This is a genomic window from Novosphingobium sp. 9U, from assembly GCF_902506425.1.
GTDB lineage: Bacteria > Pseudomonadota > Alphaproteobacteria > Sphingomonadales > Sphingomonadaceae > Novosphingobium.
This window is the reverse complement of sequence record NZ_LR732539.1, coordinates 1-22,219: the sequence shown is the minus strand read 5'-3', so window position 1 is coordinate 22,219 and position 22,219 is coordinate 1. Positions and strand designations below refer to the sequence as shown.

Genomic DNA, 22,219 nt, shown 5'->3' with positions numbered 1-22,219 from the left:
GAGGCGCCTAGTCGTGCTCGTGCATGGCTCCGGCGATCTCCTCGTCCATGTCTCTGAGGATTTCGCTGCGGACCTCCGCCGAGATGTGCGGGTTCGCTGCCACGGAGGCGCGAGCCTGGCGCAGGGCGATCGCGACATGGCGTGAGGTATCGGGCGCCCCGGTGCACACGTGCGACTCTGCGACGGCGCCATCGGCCTCGGCGCGTGCGTAGCGTTGTTGGCCAGCCGGGCAGTTGCCATCGATCACCATGGTGCGCGTGAACTGCGGCCGGCCAGGACGCGCCGGCGTGACGATCCGCAGCGTTTGCACTTTGCCGTCCGCCGACACCGACTGCATGACCTTGGGAGCCTGTGCCAGCGCCACGCGAGTTTGCCTCTCAGCATCGCGTTCCGCGCGGGCGGCATCACGTTCGGCTTGCCGGCTGAACCGCTCTGCCTCGCGCTCGACCCTTGCGGCGTCGGCTTCGACGCGGCGAGAGTTCTCGATGGTGCGCTCCAGCTCCTGCTCGGAGAGCGGGCGATGCGACGTGACGTGAACGGTCGTGCCGTCCCGGGTGACGGCCTCTTGCTGCACCCAGCGGTGCCGACCCTCGTCGCCCTGGGTAGAGGCGGTACGTTCGGTCACTCCGGCTTGTGGCGTCACCGGCGCGACGAACGCCTGAGGGTCCACCGCCGAGGCGGGAACAGCCGGCTCCAGCACGGAGTCTTCCGCCTCCTGCGCTGCATAGGTCACCGAGGCGGTCAAAGGCACGGCGACGATCGAGACTGCGAACAGGCTGCGCCCGAGCAAGCGGTGGCGTTCCGGCACATCGTTGCGCACCAGAGCCTTGAGCCGATGGATGATCGGCTTGTCGCCCGTGAGCGGCCCCGCCATCGGCGCAGCCAGTGCGAAGCGCGAGTTCGCGGCGAACGAGGCGATCAGCCGCCCATAGCGCTCACGCTCGCGCCGGGTGCGGCCGGCCATGACCCGCGCATCGCAGGCAGCCTCCTGGTCGCTGCGCAAGGCCCGCCAGGCCGCCCATGCCAGAGGGTTGAACCAGTGGAGCGCGAACAGCGGCTGCACGGCGATGTTCGCGATGAGGTCGTTGCCAGCGTGATGCTCCAGCTCATGCGTGATCGCGAAATCGGAAGCGTCGGAGTCCGCGTCGGCCAGGAACCCGCGCGGCAGCGCCACAACCCGGTCGAACACTCCGAACGCCACGGGTGCAGTCACTGCCGAGCTCTCGACGATGCGCACGGCGTCCGAGTGTCCGATGACCCGGGCATCGCGCAGCAGCTCACGGCGCATCGCGTGGTAGGACGCAAAGCGGTGGATCAGGAACACGACGGCTCCAGCGAGCCAAACCGAGACCAGGATCGTCGCCCAAGGCAAGTCCATGAGTCCCACGCTCTCAATGGGTGTCGCGCCTGTGGGAGCGTAGACGTAAGCAGCAGGCGCGACACCCACGCCGGTCTCTACCGGCGGCGCCCAAGTTTGCGTCACGCGCGCCACGGCCAGGCTCTGCGGCAGGACCAGCGGCGGCAACAGCATGCGGATCATCGGCAAAGCCCACAGCGCGTAGGCCGCGCCGGGGCCGAACCAACGCCCTACCGGACGTCGCACCAGAAGGATCAGCGCCATCAGGGCACCGGTCATCACAAGAGTGTCGGTCAACCATGCGATCATGACTTGAGCTCCTGCAAGAGGGCCTCGATCTCGGCGATATCGGCTTGAGTAAGTGCGTCCGCATCGGCGAGATGCGCGAACAAGGGAGCGGCGCGCCCGCCGAACAGGCGATCGACGAGGCGCCGGCTTTCGGTTCCAACGTAGGATTCACGCGCGATGCGGGGCGAATAGAGAAAGCGCTTGCCGTCAGGCTCAGCGCTCACCGCTTGCTTGGTCACCAGCCGCGACAGTAGCGTCTTGACGGTGGCGAGGCTCCAGCCGCGATGATCGCAGACCTTGTCGCACACTTCAGATGCAGTCAAAGGTGCGCGCTGCCACAGTGCTTCCATGACCGCATGCTCGGCGTCGGAGATGCGATCGGGCTGCTCGGATACGTCCGCCACGCTATAGCCTCGCTCGTTTACACATGTAATCGACTACGCTTGTAAACATTAACGCTGAATGAACGGCTGCGGTTGGGGCGGGACCGATCTGGACGACAGCGTGACCCTTGGGGCAGCACCGGAACTTGCACGCCGTGAGCTCTGTTCATCCCTTGAAACATGAGAGGTCCAGCATGAGCAACGCCAAGCATGACGCCACAGCGGAACTGGACCGCGACGCTATCGCCAAGGACTTCGCAGACGCGGTCAACATGACGCCTTCGGAGCTCGAGAGCTGGCTGAAGTCGGAAGATAGCAAGGCTGTCGGCTTCACGCCTGGAGGCGGCAAGGAGTCGGTCGGCCATGACTCGGGCCGGAAGATCGTTGCGATCAAGCACAAGAAGAAGGCGGAACTGTCGACTGCCGACCTGGAGCACATGCGCAAGGTCGTCGGCTATGTGCATCGCCACTTGGCGCAAGGCGGCCCGGCTGACGACATCGAGCACTCGCGCTGGCGCTATTCCCTGATGAACTGGGGACACGATCCCCTCAAGAAGTGAGGCGTAACATGACGAAGACACTGAAGAAGGGCGACAAGGTCGAGTGGGACACGAGCCAAGGTAAGACCCACGGCACCGTGGAGAAGAAACTGACCAGCGAAACCTACATCAAGAAGCACAAGGTCGCGGCATCTAAGGACAACCCGGAATACCTAGTGAAGAGTGCCAAGTCCGGCAAGGAAGCGGCGCACAAGCCTGACGAGCTGCGCAAGAAGTCTTAAGCGCGGCCCACCTTTGTCATCCCAGCGAAAGCGGGAATCCATCTCCAGGTGGTTCCTGTTACGCTACGTCAGGAGATGGATCCCGGGCCTCCGAAAATCCCTGAGGGCGGTTCCGTTCGACAAGCGTTCGCTATCACGCGGCCACATGTGACTGCGAGACCGGTTCCGCAGCCGAAGCAGGCTCGTCGCGCAAGAGCGGCAGCAATTGATCACCCTGCCGCGCAATCTCCGATAGATACGGCGTGTCCGACAGTACGAAATGCGTGACGCCGAGATCCCGATACTTGCGCAGCGAGTTCGCGACGTCCGCGGCTGATCCGACGAGCCACGTCGTCCCGGCGCCGCCGCCACCATAGCGACCGGGCGCGGTGTAGAGGTTGTCGTCGAGAACGTCGCCGCGCGCTTGCAGGTCGAGCAGGCGTTGCTGGCCGACCGCCGCGGTCGTGCGATGCTGATCCGTCCCGCTCTGCCGCGCTGCCATCTCGTCCACTTTCGCCTCGGCGTCGGTCCAGGCCTGCTCGGTCGTATCGCGAACCAGTGTGGTGATGCGCAGGCCGAACTCGAGCGGCGGCAGGTCACGATCCAGGTCGCGGCTGAGGCGCTTGAGGCGCGCGATCCGGTCGGCCACGCCGTCCAGCGGCTCACCCCAGAACAGCTGCACGTCCGCCTCGGTCGCCGCTACGCGTTCGGCAGCTTCCGATGCGCCGCCGAAGTACAGTCTGGGGTGCAGACGCTCTCCCCGTGGCGTGATCCGCGGCGTGACTGTCGAGCCGGCAACGCGGAAGTGCTCGCTTTCGAACGTGACGTCGGTCTCGGTCCAGAGCCTGCGTATCAGGCGCATGAAGTCCTTGGTCCGGCCATAGCGGTGGGCCTGATCGCCCTCGCTGTCGCCATACGCGGCCAGGTTGTCCTGCCCGGAGACGATGTTGATGCGCACGCGGCCGCCGGTGAGCTCGTCGAGAGTCGCCGCGGCAGAAGCGAAGTTCGCCGGTCGCCAATAGCCCGGACGAATGGCGATCAGGGGCTCGAACGTCTTGGTTCGGGCGGCAAGTGCTGCGGCGACAGTGAAGGTGTCCGGCCGGCCCCACCCCGTCCCGATCAGCGCGCCCCGCCAGCCGTGCCGCTCCAGCGCCTCGGCGTGCTCGGTCAGCGTCTCGAGGCTCGACGGATTGCCGTCGCTGACGTCGCCGCGATGACCACCCTCTACCTGGTTGGGGATGTACCAGAGGAATTCGGACGATGAAGGCATGGTAAACTCCAGAAATTACATGAATGTCGGGTGGAGAGGCGGCGTCAATCGAGCCGGAACCCAAGGCCGTTCAGGACCTGGCGCAGCACGTCTCGGCCCGCGAGCGAGTCCGCGCCGCGCACGCGCTGGCTGGCCTGTTCGGACCAGTCGCGTTCGATCATGCCTTGCTCGCGTTGGAAGCTACGCAGTCGCACATCGTAGGCAGCGATCGGCTCGGCGCTGCGCTGCGCGCCATATCGCTCGCGGAACAGCACGGCCTCTTGCGGCAGACGCGGCTTAACGGAGGCAGGCGCCACGGGATCGGGATGGCCGACGGTCAGACCGAACAGCGCAAAAGCATGAGGCGGCAGGCCGAGCTCGGCGGCCACTTCCGCAGGCTTGTTGCGGATGCCGCCGATGTAGCAGCTGCCCAGGCCGATCGCTTCCAGCGCCACCACGGCGTTCTGCGCCGCCAGCGAGGTGTCCACGGCGCCCAGCAGGAAGCTTTCAAGAAAATGCAGCGCTCGGGCCGGAGTGCCGACCCTGTCGCCGACTTCATGCAGCCGCTCGTGATCCACGATCCACAGCAGGAACAGCGGAGCCTGCAGGATCTGCTTCTGATTGCCCGCCAGTGCAGCGAGGCGTGCCTTGCGTGCGGGATCCTCGACCGCAATGACGCTCCATGGCTGGAGGTTCGAGGAACTCGCCGCAGACTGCGCCGCGGCCACCAGCAACTCGACGGTACCATCGGGCACGGCGTCAGGCAGATAGGCGCGGACGGATCGGTGCGAGACGATCGTGTCGAGCGTCTCGTTCCATGCGATCGGCACCTCGAGGGCGTCGCGATATCGGTCGTACAGGCGTGTCTCGCGCAAGGCGTGGGAGGTATCGCGCACGGGAGCAAGCGTGGTTTCAAGGGTCATGATGTGCTCGCAAGATCGGTGACGGTCTCGACGTCGCCTTGATGATCCAGCGCCACTTCCTGTACGCCGAGCAGGCGATGGAGCTGTGCGCGCAAGTCGACGATACGGTCCTGGCGGGCCGTCCCGCCTTTCGGCAGGCCAACCTGCAGATCGGTGACGAGGCGACCCTGGTCGAGGATGACGATGCGGTCGGCAAGGACGATGGCCTCGTCTATGTCGTGCGTCACCAGCAGCACTGCCGGATCGTGCAAGTCCGACAAGCGGCGCAGCAGCGCATGCATCTGCGTGCGCGTGAGCGCGTCGAGCGCGCCGAATGGCTCGTCGGCCAGCAACAGCTTGGGTTCGCGCACCAGGGCACGGGCGAGCGCCACGCGCTGTTGCTCGCCGCCCGAGAGCTCGTCCGGCCAGGCCTTCTCGCGTCCGGCGAGCCCGACTTCCGCCAGCGCGGTTCGCCCTCGATCCCGGGCGTCGGGGGCGCCCAGCCCCAGCACGACGTTGTCGAGCGCACGCATCCACGGCAGCAGCCTGGCATCCTGGAAGATCACCGACGAACGCTCCGGCAGGGAGATGCTGCCGGATCCGTTTGCCTCGTGGTCGATGCCGGCGAGCGCGCGCAGCAAAGTGCTCTTGCCCGACCCGCTGCGCCCCAGCAGCGCCACGAACTCGCCCGGGGCGATGTCGAGATCGATGCCGTTCAGTACGCCCTTCAAGGTGAAAGTGCGGACGAGTTCGCGGACCTGTACGGCCGGCGGGATGAAGGGCGCGCTCACTTGCCCAACGTCCTGCGCCAGCGCAGCGCGTGACGCTCCAGCTGCTTGACGAGCGCGTCCGACCCGAAGCCAAGCAGCGCATATAAGACCAGCCCGACCAACATGATGTCCGTCTGCGCATAGTTGCGGGCCAGTGTGACCATGTAGCCGATGCCGCTGGTGGCGTTCAGCTGCTCCACCACCACCAGCGCCAGCCAGGAGGCGGTGACGCCGAAGCGCAGGCCGGTGAGGAAGCCGGGCAGCGAACCCGGCACCACCACGCGGCGCAGGAACTGCCAGCGGCTGAGGCCCAGCGTCTCGGCCAGTTCGACATGGCGGATGTCGATGGCGCGCAAGGCGTTATGAGTGTTGATGTAGACGGGGAAGAACACCGCGGTAGCGATCAGCGTGATCTTCATGGCCTCGCCGATGCCCAGCCACAGGATCATGAAGGGGATCAGCGCGAGTATCGGGATGCCGCGCTTGATCTGCACCAGCCCGTCAACGATGTAGCCGCCCAGCAGGGACAGCCCGGACACCAGCGCCAGGATGGCGCCGACCGCCACGCCAAAGGCCAGCCCACTCATCGCGCGCCAGGTCGAGATCGCGAGATTGGCTTGCAGCCGGCCCTCGCGGATCAGCTCGATCGATGTCTCCACCGCCGTCCATGGCGCGGGCAGGATACGCGGGTCGAGGAAGCCGGTGACCGACAGCACCGACCAGTATAGCAGGAGCAGCGCCGGCCCGAGCAGGATGCCGTAGCGCGCCGGCGTTCCTGGGCTGAGCCGCTGTCGCAACGGGCCGCTGTTGGTGGTCAACGGTGCGGGGGCCGCGATCGCCGTCGCCTCCTCCGGTACCCGCAAGTCATAGGAATGCGCGTTCATGGCTGTTGTCCTTGCGCTGTCGCTGCGGCGTCGCCGGCAATGGTCTGGAAGCGCGGGTCGAACAGAGTGGCAGCATCGAACCGCGGATGCTTCGTCTCCGGAGCGAGCGTATCCACCGCTGCCTGCTCGTATGCGATCGCGCCGCCCCAGCTGCGGGGCACCGCGATGTTGCTGGCATACTCCGCCATCACCCGCGCATCCTCTGGCGAGAGGCCCTGGTCCTTGGCGTAATAGCCGCTGGCGAGTTCGGCCTTGTGGGTGCTGATCCACGCTTGAGAGAGGCCCCAGTAATGGACGAACACGCACAAGGCCGCCGCCTTGCCCGGGTCGTTCAGCACCGCCTCCGGCACGTAGATGCCGCCACCATCGTCCCGAAACGGCGGGTGCTTCAGCAGCGTCGCGCCTTCCGAGCCGAACTTGCCGACGTATCGCCGCGCGACCAGATCCGCACGGATCGGCGCGGCATCGACGACTCCGGCGGCGAGCGCGTTGGAGTAAACGTCGCCGCCGATGCTCGACGGCAGCTCGACGAGTGTCACGTCCTTGCGCGCGATGCCTTCTGCCTTTAGCGTCTGAATGACGATCTGCGCCTGGACCTGGCTGGGACTGAAGGCGATGCGCTTGCCACGCAGGTCGGCGAGCGTGCGGATCTTGGCCTTGGGCGCGATGCCGAAGACGTAAGCCTGTCGGTTCCCGCGATCGGCATATTCGCGATAGCCGACGATGCGTACCGGTATGCCCATCCACACCGCATGGATCGGCGGGACGCTGGCACCGAACCCGACATCGAGCGCACCGGCATGGAACGCCTCGGTCACGTCCGGGCCGCCGGTGATCTCCGCCCACTCGATCCGGAACGGCAGCTTCTCGTCCCAGCCATTGTGATGGAACACCCACCGAGAGACGGGATCGCCAACGCGCAGCACCACGCCAGGCGGCACTCGATCGGGCAAGGGCGCGGTGAGCGCCAGCCCCGCCTTCGCGCCCTTTGCCTGACGCGCCGGTGCCATCGCGAACAGCGCCGCGACAGACACGACCACGAAGGTTGCAAGCGCTGCCGATCCCTTCGGCCAGCGGGCGGCCGCGGTCGGCATCAGCTCAGCGCGGGCTCGGGCGGAACCGAGGCCATCTGCTCGGCCGGATAACGGTCACCCACAGTCGCGCCGCGCGGGAAGGCTCCTTCGAGCTCGGCCAGCGTCGCGTCATCGAGACGGATATCGCCGGCGGCCCAGTTGTCTTCCAGGTGCCGGATGTGCCGCGTGCCGGGGATCGGCACCACGCCTTTGGACAGCACCCAGGCCAGGCTCACTTGCGCGGGCGTGACACCCAGTCGCTCGGCCACGCTTTCAATCGTCGCGCGCCGGCGGGTATTCGCCGCGACGGCTTCGGCCTGGAAGCGCGGATGGATGCGGCGGCGATCACCGTCCTCGATCGGCCCCGCGCCTGCCAGGAAGCCGCGACCCAGCGGGCTGTAGGCGACGAAGCCGATGCCGAGTTCACGCGTGAGCGGCAGGATCTCGGCTTCGACATCGCGGGTCCACAGCGAGTACTCGCTTTGCAAGGCGTCCACGGGCGTCTCGGCATGGGCGACGCGAAGTTGCGCAGCGCTCGCTTCCGAGACCCCGACCGCGGCGATCTTTCCTTCGCTGCGCAGCTCTCCTAGCTGGCCGACCGACTCCTCGATCGGGATCTGCGGGTCGACACGGTGCAAGTAGTACAAGTCGATCTGCTCGACATTCAGGCGGCGCAGGCTGGCTTCGACCGCTTCACGTGCCGAGACCTTGCGACCCTCACCTCCCTGCCCGTGGGTGAACTTGCTGGCGATCACGACGCTATCGCGCCTGCCGGCGATCGCTCGTCCCAGCAGTTCCTCGTTGTGGCCGCTGCCATAGCCGGTAGCGGTGTCGAAGAACGTCACCCCAAGGTCGATCGCACGGTGAAGCGTCCGGATCGACTCCGCCTCGTCTGCTTGCCCGTAAACGTGAGACAGGCCCATCGCGCCGAAGCCTTGTGCACTCACTTCCAGAGAACCGATGGTGGCCACGCTCTTCCTTTCTACTGCTCCGCTTGAGTTTGGTACGAGCTGCGCTTGACCGCGATACAGAAAAACTTTCCCGCCAGTTAGATTCTCTAGCTCCCTAGTAGACAATCTCTCGTTAGTTAGCCTACCGACTCGGTATGGTTTGATGAAGCAGCTATGAGGGATTATCGGATGAAGCGTGCGGTTTTCGCGGGAGCACTTCTGGCGAGTGCGTCCACCCTGGTCGCGCCATCCCATGCCTGGGCGAGCGAGGGGCTCGATGCGGATGCCGCCGCGCGCGACGAAGTGGTCGTCACCGCACGCCGGCGTACGGAGAACATCAAGGATGTTCCGATCTCGGTGCAGGCCATCAGTGGGGAGACACTGGAGACCAAAGGCACGATCGATCTGCAAAGCCTGGTCGACCAGGCACCGGGCTTGAACGCCACGGGCGGCAATCCGCGCAACTTCTCCGTAACGATCCGCGGTATCGGCTATGCGCCGACCGCCGCGGACGGCCTCGACAATGCGATCGGCGTCTACTTCGACGGTGTCTACCAGGCACGGCCCGGCCAGGTTCTACAGGACCTGGTGGACGTGCAGAGCTTCGAGGTTCTGCGCGGGCCCCAAGGGACCCTGTTTGGTCGCAACGCTGCGGCCGGCGCGCTCAATATCACTTTCAACAAGCCCAGCTTCACACCCAGCCAGACGTTCGAGGCATCATACGGCAGGTACAATTTCGCGCAGGGCAAGGCGATCTTGACGGGCCCGCTCAGCGAGCACATCGCTTATCGCACGGTGGCCTACATCACCAGTTCCGATGCCTGGCTCGACACTCCCTTGCGTCCTGGCTTCAAGCAGGCGGCAGAGGCAAAGGGCATCTATGCGCCGACTGCGACTGACAATGACAAGACGGCCGGAACCTTCCGCTGGGGCGTGCGCCAGCAGTTCCTGCTTGATGCGGGCGACCTGCGCCTGAACCTGTCGGGAGACCTCAATGTGGAGAGCGACAGTTCCGCAGGCTACAGCTCGGGCGGGGGCATCACAGAGCTATTCGGACCAGGGAACTGGGGTATCAACACCACGGCCGCCCAGCAGGCCCGTGTCACCGCCGCACGTACCGCACTGGCCGGGCTGGAGAACTTCGGCGGAGTGCAGAACTGGGTTCCCACCGTCGATCCGCGGGCCAGCATCACCAACAACTACAACCATATGAAAACGAAGAACGCCGGTGTTTCACTCACGGCGGATTACGATTTCGGCGGTGTTACCCTGACCTCGATCAGTGCCTGGCGGCTGTGGACCTTCGATCCGCCGCAGGACAGCGACCTGACCCCGATCGACATCTACCAGAACACCGCGATCAGCCGGAGCAACCAGTTCAGCCAGGAGTTTCGGCTCGCCTCGGACGGCAAGGGTCCCATAGAGTGGCAGGTCGGCGCATTCCTGTACTATTCCAAGCTCAAGGATCACTACATCGTCCACCAATTCGGTGCTGACGTGATCCCTTGGTACAATGCCTATAACACGGCTGCCGGCGTTGCCTTTACGCCCATCCCCCTCTCCTTCCGATCGCAGTTGACCGGCGCGCAGATCATCGAAGACACGCGGGTCGAGAACAGGAACGCTGCCGCCTATGGTCAGGCGACGTGGCACATCACCGACGCGCTCGATCTGACGGGCGGCGTTCGCTACACCTACGATCGCAAGAACGGCAGCAGTCCGGTCGATACCAGCCAGTTGCCCACTTCGTTGCCCGCCGGCGTCACCAACGCGCAGTTGAATGCCTTCTACAACGCAATCGACGCCGTGCAGCGCAACCCGGGCGTGGCCTATACGGTCCCGGGTTATCCGACGAGCATAGCGGCGACGGGCTATCCGCTCGACATCAAGACTTCGAACGACAACCTCTCGGGCACTGCCAGCCTGTCTTACAAGATCACGCCCGACATCACCGCCTATGTAACCTACGCCACCGGATTTCAGGCCGGCGGCCTGGACCTCAACAATCGCTCGCTGAACCCGGCGGCTCCACCTGTCGCTCCGACCAAGACGAAGAACTACGAGGCGGGCATCAAGGCTTCCCTGCTGGATCGGCATTTGAACCTGGCGCTGGCGATCTACCAGGAGAAGCTGAACGGCTTCCAGACTTCGATCTCCTACACTTTGCCCGATGGCACCGCGCAACGTGGCGCCACCAACGTGGGCGATATCCGCGCCCGCGGCTTCGAGTGGAGCCTCGGTGCAGATTTCGGATCGGGCGTCCGCCTGACCTTCGACGGCAACTACAACGATGCGATCTACACGCGGGCACCGTCGCTCCCGGCCCCGGCTGAACTGAGCTACAATGGCGTCGCCAACATCGATGCCAAGGGCGAGCGGGCGCCTTATGCCCCCAAGTGGTCGCTCTCGGTCACGCCCTCGTGGGACTACGAGATTTCCCCGGACACGACCTTCTACAGCTATGCCCAGTATTCCTATACCAGCGCCTACAGCACGGGCGTGACCCAATCGGTGTACACCCAGGTGCCGGGGCAATCGAACCTGAACCTGCGCGCCGGCGTCCGGCTCTCCGATGGCAAGTACGACGTCTCGCTGTATGCCAACAATGCGACGAACGAGAGGAACATCGTGTCGCAGGCGTTGCTGGCTGCGCCGTCGGGGGCGGGCGTGACGGCTTATTTGGGCCGCACGGTGAACTACAACCAGCCCGCGCGCTATGGCGTAACCTTCCGCGCCAAGTACTGAGGCGGCTTGTGGTCAGCGTGCCTAGTCGCGCAGGCTCGCGGCTCGTGTGGGCGCGATCATACCGGTAGACGGATCAGATTGCTTGCCTGCTGGATACCTCAATTAGCTGAGCGTTCACCGAACGGTTTTCGTTCGGCAGCAGCGAGGCAATTGGCAATCCGGTGCGCAGCAATCTCGATCCATCGGCTTGACGTCTCTCACGCGGAGGCGACACCGCGCGGGAAGTCGCTAGCGAGGTGATCGATCAAAGCGCGCACGGCGGGCGGCAGGCCGCGCCTTGTGGTGAAGACCAGGTGCACGATCCCCTGCTGTCCGCGCCATTCGGGCAGGACGCGGACCAGCCGCCCGGCCGTCAGCGCGTCCTGGCAGACGTGATCGGGGAGCAGTGCGATACCGATGCCGTCCACTGCCGCCTGGCGGATCGCGGCCATGTCGGAGCACCCCAGCCGCGGCTCGAAGCGTAGCACGTGCGCACGTTCTTCTGTGCCTTCGAGGTGCCAATCTACGGTCGCGCGATCGTCACTCGTGGCAAGCAGCGGTAGCGATCCCAGTTGTTCGATGGCGGTCACCTGGCTGCCGAGCATCGGGCTGGCGACGAGGATGCGCGTCGAAGACCCGAGCGACCGCATCGTCAGCGCCGCATCGCTCGTCAGCGCGGCGCGGACGCGCAGGGCAAGATCGATCCGCTCTTCGATCAGGTCGACCGCGCGGTCGGTGGCGACGAGCTGCAGTTGAACCCTCGGATATCGCGTCAGGAACGATGACACGAGGCTGGAGATCGGCTCGACCATGCCTGTTGGGCAGCTGAACCGGATGCGGCCATGCGGCTCGGCCTGAGCCTGCACGACCAGCGCTTCGGCCTGCTCCGCCTCGTGCAGCATCGCCCGGCACCGATCGTAGAAGGCCTGTCCGGTATCGGTCACGCGGAAGCGACGGCTAGATCGCTCGATCAGGCGCAGGCCAAGCCGCTGCTCGAGCGCGGCGATCCTGCGGCTCAGCTTCGACTTGGGCTCGCGCAGCGCCCGGCCCGCGGCCGCGAAGCCGCCGTGTGCCACCACCTCGGCAAAGTAAGCCAGGTCATTGAGATCCGATCGCATCAGCGTTCCTCCTGCGGAACGCTGTGTGCCACATCTACCGACTACACGCACGATCGTTCCAGCTGCACTTAGACCGGGCAGCGGCGCTTTGCCGCCAGACTGGAGAAAGACGATGACGGACAGGTTCACGAATAAGGTCGTAGTGGTGACCGGCGGCACCAGCGGGATCGGCCTGGCGACGGCAAAAGCATTCGCGGCCGAAGGCGCATCGGTGTTCGTCACCGGTCGCAGGCAAGCCGCCCTAGATGCTGCGGTAAAGGCCATCGACGGCCGGGTCACGGGCGTGCGCGGCGACATGGCAAAGCTCGCCGACATCGACCGGCTCTACGACGCGGTCCAGCAGCAGCACGGCCATATCGACGTCCTGTTCGCCAATGCCGGCGGCGGCGAACTCGCCCCGCTCGGCGCCATATCCGAGGAGCATTACCAGCAGACCTTCGACACCAACGTGAAGGGCGTGCTGTTCACCGTCCAGAAGGCGCTGCCGCTGCTGAGGGACGGCGGCTCTGTGATCCTCACCGCGTCGACCACCAGCATATCGGGCACCCCTGCGTTCAGCGTCTACTCGGCGACCAAGGCCGCGGTGCGCAGCTTCGCGCGTAACTGGATCCTGGACCTCAAGGACCGGCGCATCCGGGTCAACGCGATCAGCCCTGGCGTGACCGAGACTGCGGGCCTCGATCACCTGTTCGGTGGCGGCGATGCTGCGACCGGCACCAAGGACTACCTCGCCGGCTTGATCCCCGCCGGACGGATCGGCCAGCCCGAGGAGATCGCCAAGGCCGTGCTCTTCCTCGCCTCTGAGGATGCGAGCTTCGTCAACGGTGTGGAGCTCTTCGTCGACGGCGGCCAGGCTCAGATCTGACGCAAAACCTCGGTCTGCAACGTGTTGGCAGCTACCCTCACCCTACAATGGAACAAGATCATGACGACCAACGAAGACATCATCCGCACGCTCTACGCGGTGGCCGAAGCAGAGACCAAGGACACCGGCAGGTTTGTGTCGCTGTTCGCCGAAGACGGCTACTTCTACGATGTCCCGGCTGGCAAGAAGTACTTTGGCGCCAACATCGGTGCGCCCGTCGACGCCTATGCCGCCGCCTTCCCCGACATGCATCGCGAGCTGTTCCAGCTCTATGCCGAGGGTGACGTGGTCGTCGTGGAGCTGGCGCTGCGGGGCACGCACCTGGGTGACCTGCATCTTGCCGGTGGCACTCTAGCCCCTACCGGCAAGCGGATGGATGTGCCGTGCTGCGACGTGTTCCACCTGAAGGACGGCAAGGTGACGTCCTTCCACTGCTACAACGCGGCGTCGGTGCTGCTCCAACAGCTCGGCGTGCTCAGCAATCTGGAGGCGGCGCTGACGAAGTAAGCGAGGGGGAGCGCTGCTGCGGGCGACGCTTCCCTTTCGCGTTTGCAGCCTTATGGCTTAGCCGCGATCGCGCACCGGCCGCCTCGACGACCTGCGCGCGCTGCTCGGACCTACCTGTGGGATCAAGCGCGCGCGTGGGCCTGACAGGCGGCTATCGCGACATCGACCGCCTGCTAGCAACGGCAGCTCCGATCGAAGCGCGAGCCTGGACAGTCGGCGCATATGCCGCGGTCGAAGTGGCGATGGGCCTTTATGCCCGGGCCTCCGGCGCGTGGCTGGGACGCCAAGTTCAAGAAGATCGGGCGCTGATCTGCTTACGGTCAGCAGGCGATCGGCAAAACCAAGGGCGACGGCTGGGCCGCGAGCGGTGAGGTCGGCTGGATGATCCCGCTCGGTCAGCCCATTCGCGGGGGCCAACTAAGTCGATGTCGATTTCGACGGCTACACCGAGCGCGGCGCTCCGGTTTCCAACCTCAACTATGCCGATCGCAGTTGCAAAAAACCGGCAGCCAGCGTCGCCGGCAAACTGGCGGCGCAGCTCGGCGCGGTGAGCCCGGCCGCTCGTGGCGGCTACAGCTGGCAGCGAGTTGACAGAACCGCACTGTATGGCTGTGCGGGTGCCGTGAAACACGTGAAGGTGCTCGAAGTAGCGAGAACGGTTCGCAAGTAAGGCTCGAGGCGCGCGCAACGCAGTTTATACGCGGCACGAACTAGGTCGGCTTCTCTAGGCGATCGACCCAGAGAAGGGTAGGACGCAGCTAAACGCGGCCCGTGCGCAATGCCCGAGACCAGTCAGTACGTCCGTTTGCCTCTGCATCGCGCGCGGCCTTCTCCCAATCATAGTTCACGGCGATTAGGTCTACGGACCAGCCATGGCGGTCGCTCGACACCACAGCGTAGCGTGCATGGGGCGATCCGCTCTCGACAAGATGAGGGTGCGGCCGATCATCATCATACGCCGGAAGACCGACGCTTCCGGGGTTTACGATCATGCGTCCGTCATCGAGCTTTATAATGCGCTGAAGGTGTGTGTGGCCGCAAAGTATGACGGCCGCATCAACGCTACCCGCCCGTTGTTTGGCTTCATGGCGCGTAGCTTCGCGGAGCCCGACCTTGGTCACCGTTTCAAGAAAATACGCGAGGTCGCTGTCCGGCGTGCCATGCACGAGCAGCACATCATCGGTCAGGCGCAGGGTTGGAGGCAATGCTGCGAGCCACGCAAGCTGATGGGGGCGCAAGGTGTCCGCCGCATGGCGGTCGGACAATCCCATGCGCTCGCGAGGTTGGTCCGCGAGCTGGCGCTCGTGATTGCCCCGGATCGTCGGCAACCCGAGCGGCATCAGCCGTTCGGCGGTTTCGCGTGGAAATAGTGCCCCGGAGCAGATGTCTCCCAAGTTCACGATGCGATCCACCTGACGGGCGGCAGCATCGGCGAGAACCGCGTTTAGGGCGGCGACGTTACCATGGATATCGGACATCACCGCGATCTTCATTGCCATGTCCTAGCGACGCGGGGCCAAGTTCGTAAACCCTATGCGTCTTCGTGCTGTACGGCCGACCTTTCCCGCGGGAGCGGTCACCAGGACGCTCGGCGCCCTCTCACAACGGCTCTCACCGGCTCAACCCAGTAAGCACCCTCCGCTGCTCGGTTGCGCCGTGACCCAGAAGTAGTCACTCAGTAGGCCTGAGGGCTCCCATCTTCGGACACTCTTTCATAGAAGCGTGATCGCCTGTCCTCGACCGCAGCAAGCGTCCGTACTTCCAGGTTGCGTGTACGTTGTAGGCTATGCTGGGCCGGAGACTGGCGTCACGCTCGGCCTTCATCCGGCCTTCCAGCGCTTCACTGAAGGCTTGGCAACTTTATCAAGCGAGACCAGAGCTGGTCGTCCAGATCCTTGTCGGGCGCTGCGCTTCCGGTGCGCACGACGACAAGGTCGAGGCTCGGAACGATGTAGAGGCGGCGATCGAGGGCGCCGAGCGCGGCTACCGTGTCCGGCGGTGCCGTGGCAATCAGGGGGCCGGCTTTGCGGCCGCCCCCGGCCCGTGCCGTAAAGGCGCTGCCGTTCAGCCACCATAGTCTGCCATATGCCGGGTTCGTGGCCGATGGTTCCAACATGGCGCGAATGGCCTGCTCGGACACGATGCGCCGCCCGTCGGGGCCGAGCCCTCGGTGCAGGATCATCGCTCCGAACCTGGCAATATCGCGCGGCGAGGTGACCAGCCCGGTCGCGTTGCCGACATCGGCCAGAGCGGAAGGCCGCTGCCGCCACCCGGTGTCGCGCATGCCGAGCGGGTCCGTCAGCCAGTCGCGCGTGAGATCGTCTAGCGACCGCTTCACCGCCGCCGTGAGGATGCGCTTGGTCGTGGCATAGACCGGCGTGTTGTAGAAAAAGGTCGAGCCGGCCGGTGCGGCAAAGGCGAACCGCTCGTCCAGACCGCTGCTCATGGTCAGGACATGCAGCACCGTGATACCGCGTTCCTGTGCAGGCGCGGCCTTGGACCAGCCAGCACCCAGATAGTGCGATACCGGCTTGCTGACGTCGATCAGCCGCTTGTCCTGCGCGATTGCAAGCAGCACTGCGACGAAGCTCTTCTGCTGCGAAGCGACATCCTCGAGCAGCGCGCCATCGGCATTTCGCTCATAGGCGAAGCTCAGAAAAGTGCGATCGTTGGCAGGGGCCGGCCAATTTCGCTCGACAAGGGTCTGGCCATGCCGGACGATCAGGAAACCCGTCGTGTTCTGGCTCCGGGCATAATCCAGCAGGTCCTGCATCGCCGTCGCGACCCGAGCAGGTCGCCCGGCCGTAGCAGGGGGCTGCGCGCATACGGCGGAGCTGCAAGCAATGCCGAGCGCCGCAAGTACGCCCAGGAGGCTACGCCAGAAGCCATGCTCGATGAGCCCCGTCATGCCAGGATCTCCGCCGCATCGCGATCAGACTGGCTGGAAACGATCCCGGGCGCGCGCAAGCGCGTACCGCTGGCCAGCAGGATGCTGGAGACTGCCTGCTGCATGAAGTGGATCAGGTCGCGCGCGCCCTGGCTCGCCCGCGCTGCATCACGCGCAACGAAGCCGGCGCGGATCTCGCGCCAGAAGCGGTAGGGGCCCGCACCGTCGGCACTGAGTGCCAGCGCCGAGTACGAGAAGTGCCAGCGAGTCTTGCGGCGGATCGCCTCGACCATCCGCTGCGCATCGGCACTGGCGTGCGTGGTCATTGCCGTGAACAGCGCTTCGCTGATCTCCATGATCGTCTCGGCGGACGCACCTTCGCGCGCAGCGTCGAGCAGGTCGTCGATGCGTGAAAGCATGTGGTCCATCGCGGCATCAGGCGCGCGCATGCAGGCAAACCGCGCAACCAGACCGTAGAGCGCAGCGCGCACCTCATAGAGGTCGAACACTTCTTCGATCGTTGGCTCGGACACGCAGGCCCCGCGGTTTTCCTGGATCCGCACCAGGCCGTCCTCCGCAAGCGTACGCAGTGCCCGACGGATCAACGAACGACCGACGTCGAACTCCTCGCACAAGCGCACCTCGCGAAGCCATGCGCCGGGTGCGATCTGGCGCGTCTGGATGCGTTGGCGCAGCGCGTCCGCAACTTGGTCGGAGGTCAGCGACGCGGAAATGGTCGATCGGCTCATGAGGTTTTGCTTTCAGGTACCATCGTGCAAATTGTCTAACAATCGCGTTGACATTGTGCAACCAGCCTCTGATTAGAAGTCAACTCAAATGGTAGAGCTAGTGGGGCAACGATGCGCAATCTCCTGATCTCGACGGCGGTGGTCGCCCTGATCACGTCCGGTCCAGCTCTCGCGCAGGAGGATCCGTTCGGCCCGGCGGTAAAGACGCAGGACGGATCTGCCACCAACCAGGGTGAGATCCTGGTGACCGCGCGTCGGCGGGAGGAGAGCATTCGCGACGTGCCGGGGACGATCGCTGCCGTTACCGCCGAGCAGCTCGAGGCCAAGGGTCCTGTGGTGGGCACTGCCGATCTTCTCAACACCACGCCGGGCGTTCGCTTCAACGACGTTGCGTCGGAGAACCTGGCCGAACTGTCGATTCGCGGATCTGGTACTCAGCGCGCGACCAGTGCGGACTCGGGCGTTGGCCTGTTCGTCAATGGTGCTTACGTGGGCAGCAGCACGCTGGGCGGCCGAAATTTCAAGACGCTGGACTACTTCGACCTGGAGCGGGTCGAAGTGCTGCAGGGGCCACAAGGCGGGCTCTATGGCCGCAACTCCGAGTTCGGCGTCGTCAACATCGTGCTGGCCAAGCCGGCGTTCCGCAACTCCGGCTATGTGCGGGACATCTTCACGACCGAGCAGAACCAGAACCGCCTGGCTGCAGTAGTAAATCAGAAGGTCAGCGACACGGTCGCAATGCGGATCGGCGGCGAGACTTACGGCCAGACCAAGGGCTTCTACTATGACCCCGCCAACGACAAGTACTACGACCGGACCAGCGGCTGGACCGCGCGCGGGCAGATCCGCTACCGCTCCGGCCCGCTCGACGCGACCCTGCTGATCGACGCGCAGGACCTCGACCTGCCAAGCTTCGTCAACAGCCTGGTGGTGCCCGGTGGTGGCGTGAACCCGCAGCTGCCCAAGGGCTTCGTGCAGTCGCGCTTCGTCATACCCCACAGCGGGCAGGACGGACTTCAACAGAAGCAGCAGCGCGTCATGCTGCTCGCCGACTACGACCTGAGCTTCGCCAAGCTCACTTCCACGACGATGGCGACCCGCTGGCGTTCCAGCCAGCAGTTCGCCGCGGCCGTCGACCTCGCAACGGAGATCGCGCTGCAGCAGTCTGGCCAGCTGGGCATCTATCCTTATGGCCAGACCACCACCGATGTGAAGGACCGCACGTTCTACCAGGACCTGCACCTGGCGGGCAGCGCCGACGAAGGCCGGCTCTCCTGGCTGCTCGGTGCGGAGGCGCTGGTGCAGCGCGACAAGTATCGGCGCGTGGCAGTCACCTCTCCCTGCACGTTCCGGCTGGGCGCAAGCCTGTGCACCGGCACACCCGCCGCACCCGTCTGCATAAAGCCGCTGGCAACCTCGCCCGCCTGCCCCACGCCCTTCCCCAACGCATTCGGAACCGACAACAACACGCGCCAGCGGGTCAACAGCTTTGCCGGCTACGCGTCGCTGCAGTACACCGCCGGGCCGGTAACGATCTCGGGCGAAGGGCGTTATTCGCACGACACCAAGCGATCGGCGCTGACGGTGTACTCGCTCTACACCACGCGCCTTGTCGGAGTGCCGACCAGCTTCTTGTTCAAGGCGGATCAGCCGACCTGGACGGTGACCGCAAGCTACAAGACATCCGACGCCACACAGACGCTGCTCTACGCCAAGGTCGGCACCGGCTATCGCGCGGGTGCTGTGAACAATGGCACCTTCAACGCAGCCGCGCCCAATCCGTTCGTTTCGACCTACGACAACGAGAACACCACCAGCTACGAGGCGGGCATCAAGTCGAACCTGCTGCCCAACTTGTTCGTGCGCGCGTCCGCCTACCTGTCGCGCACCACCGACGCGATCACCAGCATCAACGATGGCTGCACGACCACCAACGCCTGCGGCACCGCCCAGCAGTTATTCAACGTGAACGGTGGCACGATCCACGCGCGCGGCTTCGAGGTGGCGGCGGACGGCAACTTCGAGGTGGGCACCGGCCGGCTCTCCTTTGCGGTCAACGCCTCGAACCAGCATGCTGTGTTCCACAAGGTGCCGACCGGCATCGCCGGCCTGCCGACGCAAGGTTCGAAGGTCGCCCAGGTGCCCGACTGGACGATTTCTGCCAACGTGAACTTCCGCCAGCCGATCGCGGACGAGCTTGCCGGCTTCGTCAACGTCAACTGGTCGGGGCAGCGCGGTGGCGGACAGGACACCGTTACGCTCGCGACACCGTACATTCCGATGTCCGATTTCGACATCTTCGGCGCGCGCGCGGGGTTGGACTACAAGCAGTTCCAGTTCGCCCTGTTCCTGCGCAACTTCACCGATCAGGAAGTCGAAGTGTTGAAGTTCCAGCAGGCGGGCTATCCGCTGTCGGTGCGCTACAACAAACCGCGCACGTTTGGCGGCAGCATCAGCTACCGCTGGTAAAAGGAGCAAGCCGATGGCCACTACCGACAGGCGCAGCTTCATGGCGGCAGGCGCGGCGATGCCGTTGCTGGCCGCCGCTCGGATCGCTCCTGCGGCGCAGGACAGAGTTGCCGCCGATCTCAAGTCTTACATCGGCTTTGGCAACAAGCAGGCCGGCGGCCCTGGCGACACGGCGTGCGGCAACTGGCTCGCCAGAGAGCTGGATACGCTGAGTTACCGATTGGAGCGACAGACCGTCTCCGTGCCGTTCTTCGAGGCGGAGCGCAGCGAACTGGTGAGTGGCGCGTTGCGCGCACCCGTCCTGCCACAGCCCATAGTCCGGCCGACCGGCCCCGAAGGCTCGATCGGGCCCATGGTGCGCGTTGATGCGCAGGGATACGCGAGCGCCAGCCTGGCAGGCGCGATCGCGCTGGTCGAGCTGCCGTTCGGCCGCCTGTCCACCGCGATCACCAAGCCGGTACGGTTGCCGATCGACGCCGCCTTCGCCGGCGGCGCCAAGGCTGTCATCGCGATCACCAACGGCCCGACCGGCAAGATCATCGCGCTCAACGCCGACGGGCGCAAGCCGATGTTCTTGGGGCCGGTTGCGCTCCTGGCGCCCGAGGATGCGGCCCCGTTCCGCAACGCCGCGCAAGCCGGGGCACCGGCCACGCTGGTGCTCTCCGGCCGCGGCGGCACCCGTCCCGCGTTCAACTTCATCGGTCGGCTCGATCGCGGCAAGCCACAGTGGCTAGTCGTATCGACGCCGCGTTCGGGCTGGTTCGGCTGCGCGGGCGAGCGCGGACCTGGGGTTGCGGTCTGGCTGTGGCTGGCACGCTGGGCCCGCGAGCAGGTGAAGAACTACAACCTGGCCTTCGTCTGCAACAGCGGACACGAATACGAGTATCTCGGGGCCGCGGAGTCCCTGAAAGCGCTAGCACCGCTGCCTGCTGCAACCAGGTTTTGGTTACACTTGGGCGCCAATGTCGCCGCACAGGACTGGCACGAGGGCACTGGCCGGCCCCTCCCCAACGTCGACGCTCAGCGTTACCTCTCGGTTAGCTGACCCTACCTTGACGTCGCCAGGACGACGTTCGCCGGTTTGGCCGGGCTTGAGGCGCCTTATGCCAGCGACGAGCTGGCCGCAGGGGAGCTGAGCGAGGTCATCGCCGCTGGCTACCCGAGCGTCGCGGGCGTGTTCGGTACCCATCGCTACCACCACGTCGCGCAGGACGACGAGCGTTGCGTCTCTCCAAAGAACGTCGCGGCGACAGCTCTGGCCTTCCAAAACTTGTTGGCGCACGTCCTAACTAGATGATCCTGGTTTCGTAGAGCTCAAACTCGGCAGAATGCCGCTGTGGCTTCAATGTAGCCGCCCGGACAAGGCGAAGACCCAGTTCCGGCCATTCAGTGGCCCAATAGCGCCCCCAACATCAGCCATTCGTTCAGTTGGGATGATCGGCCATAGAGCGCCTGCCCACATGCGCCCGGAAGTCGTGGCACCAAGGGTTTCTCGATTGCCCGTGACGACATTGACGGCTTCGCGCCGCGCGTCGTGCGCCAAGCGCGCGACGCCGCTCGCGTGATCGTCGCGCGGAGAAACATCTGAGCAGAGCGCGAAACGCTTCAAGCTTACGCACGAGCTCGGCCATATGGTGATGATGCCTACAGCAGAGGTCGACGACCCTGCGAACACACGGCACCGCGCAGTGCTCGCCTAGCGAACAGAGATCCCAATCGGATTGGAACACCCTTTGTTGCAATCTAGCGTCTGTCTCGTGACGGGCTTGATGTCGAGAGGCAATCGGCCGGAGCAATAAACCCTCCAGTGAAAGCGAGGGCAGGGAGATCAACATCATCCGAGCAAGTGCGCCTCCCATGCCGAGGCGCCTTGACCAGCAATATGGGGGTTTAATGCGCTATCACATTTCTTCCGCAGCTCTTGCTATCGCCCTGATGTCCTCGCAGGCTGCCTATGCCGATACCTCGGCCGAGCCCGGCGACGTCAGTGCCGCTGCACCGGATGCCAACCCTGCGGAACAGTCGCCCGACATCATTGTGACAGGCACGCGGCGCGCTGCGCGGCTTCAGGACGTCCCCGTATCGGTCGTCGCCATCAGCCGGGACGCCATTCGCAATTCCGGCTATAAGGCGGCGACCGACATCCCCTACATCGCCCCTGGCGTGTCGTTCAATCCACAGCTCGGCGCCGGCTTCACCATCCGCGGCTTGGGCACCCAGGGCTTCGACTACAACCTGGAGAAGGCCGTCGGCATCGTCGTCGACGAGGTGGTGCAGGGCATGC

General features: G+C 65.1%; 21 protein-coding genes. 9 read left to right on the top strand and 12 right to left on the bottom strand.

Annotation, left to right across the window (positions count from 1 at the left end; translation table 11 throughout):
* Window positions 1-7: 7 nt before the first annotated feature.
* Entirely contained in the window at window positions 8-1,666 is a 1,659-nt protein-coding gene (locus tag GV044_RS21275; protein WP_159874467.1) for a M56 family metallopeptidase, read from the bottom strand.
* Entirely contained in the window at window positions 1,663-2,049 is a 387-nt protein-coding gene (locus tag GV044_RS21270) for a BlaI/MecI/CopY family transcriptional regulator (RefSeq protein ID WP_159874466.1), read from the bottom strand. Before GV044_RS21270 ends, GV044_RS21275 begins: the two co-directional genes overlap by 4 nt.
* A 173-nt stretch (window positions 2,050-2,222) precedes the next feature.
* Here GV044_RS21270 and GV044_RS21265 point away from each other — a divergent pair, with 173 nt between their 5' ends.
* Together GV044_RS21265 and GV044_RS21260 are read left to right on the top strand one after the other, a co-directional pair.
* Window positions 2,223-2,588 carry a DUF3140 domain-containing protein gene (locus GV044_RS21265; protein WP_159874465.1) on the top strand — a complete coding sequence of 122 codons (366 nt, stop codon included), beginning with the start codon at window positions 2,223-2,225 and terminating at the stop codon, window positions 2,586-2,588.
* A gap of 8 nt (window positions 2,589-2,596) precedes the next feature.
* The gene (locus GV044_RS21260; RefSeq protein WP_159874464.1) at window positions 2,597-2,809 is read left to right on the top strand and encodes a DUF2945 domain-containing protein; all 213 of its coding nucleotides are present in this window, start codon (window positions 2,597-2,599) and stop codon (window positions 2,807-2,809) included.
* 133 nt (window positions 2,810-2,942) lie between these two features.
* Here GV044_RS21260 and GV044_RS21255 read toward each other — a convergent pair whose 3' ends face one another.
* The 6 genes from GV044_RS21255 to GV044_RS21230 are packed head-to-tail and all read right to left on the bottom strand — an operon-like array spanning window position 2,943 to window position 8,637.
* Window positions 2,943-4,058 (bottom strand): LLM class flavin-dependent oxidoreductase, encoded by a 1,116-nt coding sequence (locus GV044_RS21255; protein ID WP_159874463.1) that lies wholly within the window; start codon window positions 4,056-4,058, stop codon window positions 2,943-2,945.
* A 44-nt stretch (window positions 4,059-4,102) separates the two neighbouring features.
* Window positions 4,103-4,960 carry an NADPH-dependent oxidoreductase gene (locus tag GV044_RS21250; protein WP_159874462.1) on the bottom strand — a complete coding sequence of 286 codons (858 nt, stop codon included), beginning with the start codon at window positions 4,958-4,960 and terminating at the stop codon, window positions 4,103-4,105.
* A complete protein-coding gene (locus GV044_RS21245) occupies window positions 4,957-5,730 on the bottom strand; it encodes an ABC transporter ATP-binding protein (protein WP_371741665.1) in 774 nt (257 codons plus the stop codon). The genes GV044_RS21250 and GV044_RS21245 overlap by 4 nt, the downstream gene beginning before the upstream one ends.
* Window positions 5,727-6,593 (bottom strand): ABC transporter permease, encoded by an 867-nt coding sequence (locus GV044_RS21240; RefSeq protein ID WP_159874461.1) that lies wholly within the window; start codon window positions 6,591-6,593, stop codon window positions 5,727-5,729. The genes GV044_RS21245 and GV044_RS21240 overlap by 4 nt, the downstream gene beginning before the upstream one ends.
* On the bottom strand, window positions 6,590-7,687 hold the full coding sequence (locus GV044_RS21235) for an ABC transporter substrate-binding protein (protein WP_201299198.1): 1,098 nt from the start codon (window positions 7,685-7,687) through the stop codon (window positions 6,590-6,592). Before GV044_RS21235 ends, GV044_RS21240 begins: the two co-directional genes overlap by 4 nt.
* Window positions 7,687-8,637: an aldo/keto reductase gene (locus tag GV044_RS21230; protein WP_159874460.1), complete on the bottom strand. Its 951-nt coding sequence runs from the start codon at window positions 8,635-8,637 to the stop codon at window positions 7,687-7,689. Before GV044_RS21230 ends, GV044_RS21235 begins: the two co-directional genes overlap by 1 nt.
* A gap of 168 nt (window positions 8,638-8,805) precedes the next feature.
* Between GV044_RS21230 and GV044_RS21225 the strand changes: the two genes are divergently transcribed.
* Window positions 8,806-11,361: a TonB-dependent receptor gene (locus tag GV044_RS21225; RefSeq protein WP_159874459.1), complete on the top strand. Its 2,556-nt coding sequence runs from the start codon at window positions 8,806-8,808 to the stop codon at window positions 11,359-11,361.
* 197 nt (window positions 11,362-11,558) lie between these two features.
* Here GV044_RS21225 and GV044_RS21220 read toward each other — a convergent pair whose 3' ends face one another.
* A complete protein-coding gene (locus tag GV044_RS21220; protein WP_159874458.1) occupies window positions 11,559-12,458 on the bottom strand; it encodes a LysR substrate-binding domain-containing protein in 900 nt (299 codons plus the stop codon).
* Window positions 12,459-12,570: 112 nt separating this feature from the next.
* On the opposite strand from GV044_RS21220, the gene GV044_RS21215 reads away from it, so the two are divergent.
* Both GV044_RS21215 and GV044_RS21210 read left to right on the top strand, forming a co-directional pair.
* On the top strand, window positions 12,571-13,323 hold the full coding sequence (locus GV044_RS21215) for an SDR family NAD(P)-dependent oxidoreductase (RefSeq protein WP_159874457.1): 753 nt from the start codon (window positions 12,571-12,573) through the stop codon (window positions 13,321-13,323).
* Between the two features lie 60 nt (window positions 13,324-13,383).
* Window positions 13,384-13,830 (top strand): ester cyclase, encoded by a 447-nt coding sequence (locus tag GV044_RS21210; protein WP_159874456.1) that lies wholly within the window; start codon window positions 13,384-13,386, stop codon window positions 13,828-13,830.
* Between the two features lie 758 nt (window positions 13,831-14,588).
* Here the strand turns inward: GV044_RS21210 and GV044_RS21205 are convergent.
* The 3 genes from GV044_RS21205 to GV044_RS21195 form a co-directional block, all read right to left on the bottom strand.
* Window positions 14,589-15,323 carry a metallophosphoesterase gene (locus GV044_RS21205; RefSeq protein WP_159874455.1) on the bottom strand — a complete coding sequence of 245 codons (735 nt, stop codon included), beginning with the start codon at window positions 15,321-15,323 and terminating at the stop codon, window positions 14,589-14,591.
* A 347-nt stretch (window positions 15,324-15,670) separates the two neighbouring features.
* Window positions 15,671-16,738 (bottom strand): serine hydrolase, encoded by a 1,068-nt coding sequence (locus tag GV044_RS21200; RefSeq protein ID WP_159874454.1) that lies wholly within the window; start codon window positions 16,736-16,738, stop codon window positions 15,671-15,673.
* Entirely contained in the window at window positions 16,735-17,466 is a 732-nt protein-coding gene (locus GV044_RS21195; RefSeq protein ID WP_159874453.1) for a GntR family transcriptional regulator, read from the bottom strand. The genes GV044_RS21200 and GV044_RS21195 overlap by 4 nt, the downstream gene beginning before the upstream one ends.
* A 111-nt stretch (window positions 17,467-17,577) precedes the next feature.
* Here GV044_RS21195 and GV044_RS21190 point away from each other — a divergent pair, with 111 nt between their 5' ends.
* From GV044_RS21190 to GV044_RS21180, 4 genes are all read left to right on the top strand, one after another.
* Window positions 17,578-19,935, top strand: a complete 2,358-nt coding sequence (locus GV044_RS21190; protein ID WP_159874452.1) for a TonB-dependent receptor — start codon at window positions 17,578-17,580, stop codon at window positions 19,933-19,935.
* 13 nt (window positions 19,936-19,948) lie between these two features.
* On the top strand, window positions 19,949-20,980 hold the full coding sequence (locus GV044_RS21185) for a hypothetical protein (protein WP_201299197.1): 1,032 nt from the start codon (window positions 19,949-19,951) through the stop codon (window positions 20,978-20,980).
* A 36-nt stretch (window positions 20,981-21,016) separates the two neighbouring features.
* Complete coding sequence (locus GV044_RS21975) at window positions 21,017-21,232, top strand: hypothetical protein (RefSeq protein ID WP_201299196.1); 216 nt, start codon at window positions 21,017-21,019, stop codon at window positions 21,230-21,232.
* Window positions 21,233-21,870: 638 nt separating this feature from the next.
* Window positions 21,871-22,219 (top strand): TonB-dependent receptor plug domain-containing protein (locus tag GV044_RS21180; protein WP_371741664.1); only part of this gene is annotated, 349 nt, incomplete at its 3' end.

What these genes read in the sequence shown, in the direction of transcription:
- GV044_RS21275 (WP_159874467.1), bottom strand. Translation starts at nt 1,666, where the DNA reads ATGATCGCATGGTTGACCGACACTCTTGTGATGACCGGTGCCCTGATG.
- GV044_RS21265 (WP_159874465.1), top strand. Translation starts at nt 2,223, where the DNA reads ATGAGCAACGCCAAGCATGACGCCACAGCGGAACTGGACCGCGACGCT.
- GV044_RS21260 (WP_159874464.1), top strand. Translation starts at nt 2,597, where the DNA reads ATGACGAAGACACTGAAGAAGGGCGACAAGGTCGAGTGGGACACGAGC.
- GV044_RS21255 (WP_159874463.1), bottom strand. Translation starts at nt 4,058, where the DNA reads ATGCCTTCATCGTCCGAATTCCTCTGGTACATCCCCAACCAGGTAGAG.
- GV044_RS21250 (WP_159874462.1), bottom strand. Translation starts at nt 4,960, where the DNA reads ATGACCCTTGAAACCACGCTTGCTCCCGTGCGCGATACCTCCCACGCC.
- GV044_RS21240 (WP_159874461.1), bottom strand. Translation starts at nt 6,593, where the DNA reads ATGAACGCGCATTCCTATGACTTGCGGGTACCGGAGGAGGCGACGGCG.
- GV044_RS21235 (WP_201299198.1), bottom strand. Translation starts at nt 7,687, where the DNA reads ATGCCGACCGCGGCCGCCCGCTGGCCGAAGGGATCGGCAGCGCTTGCA.
- GV044_RS21225 (WP_159874459.1), top strand. Translation starts at nt 8,806, where the DNA reads ATGAAGCGTGCGGTTTTCGCGGGAGCACTTCTGGCGAGTGCGTCCACC.
- GV044_RS21220 (WP_159874458.1), bottom strand. Translation starts at nt 12,458, where the DNA reads ATGCGATCGGATCTCAATGACCTGGCTTACTTTGCCGAGGTGGTGGCA.
- GV044_RS21215 (WP_159874457.1), top strand. Translation starts at nt 12,571, where the DNA reads ATGACGGACAGGTTCACGAATAAGGTCGTAGTGGTGACCGGCGGCACC.
- GV044_RS21210 (WP_159874456.1), top strand. Translation starts at nt 13,384, where the DNA reads ATGACGACCAACGAAGACATCATCCGCACGCTCTACGCGGTGGCCGAA.
- GV044_RS21205 (WP_159874455.1), bottom strand. Translation starts at nt 15,323, where the DNA reads ATGAAGATCGCGGTGATGTCCGATATCCATGGTAACGTCGCCGCCCTA.
- GV044_RS21200 (WP_159874454.1), bottom strand. Translation starts at nt 16,738, where the DNA reads ATGACGGGGCTCATCGAGCATGGCTTCTGGCGTAGCCTCCTGGGCGTA.
- GV044_RS21195 (WP_159874453.1), bottom strand. Translation starts at nt 17,466, where the DNA reads ATGAGCCGATCGACCATTTCCGCGTCGCTGACCTCCGACCAAGTTGCG.
- GV044_RS21190 (WP_159874452.1), top strand. Translation starts at nt 17,578, where the DNA reads ATGCGCAATCTCCTGATCTCGACGGCGGTGGTCGCCCTGATCACGTCC.
- GV044_RS21185 (WP_201299197.1), top strand. Translation starts at nt 19,949, where the DNA reads ATGGCCACTACCGACAGGCGCAGCTTCATGGCGGCAGGCGCGGCGATG.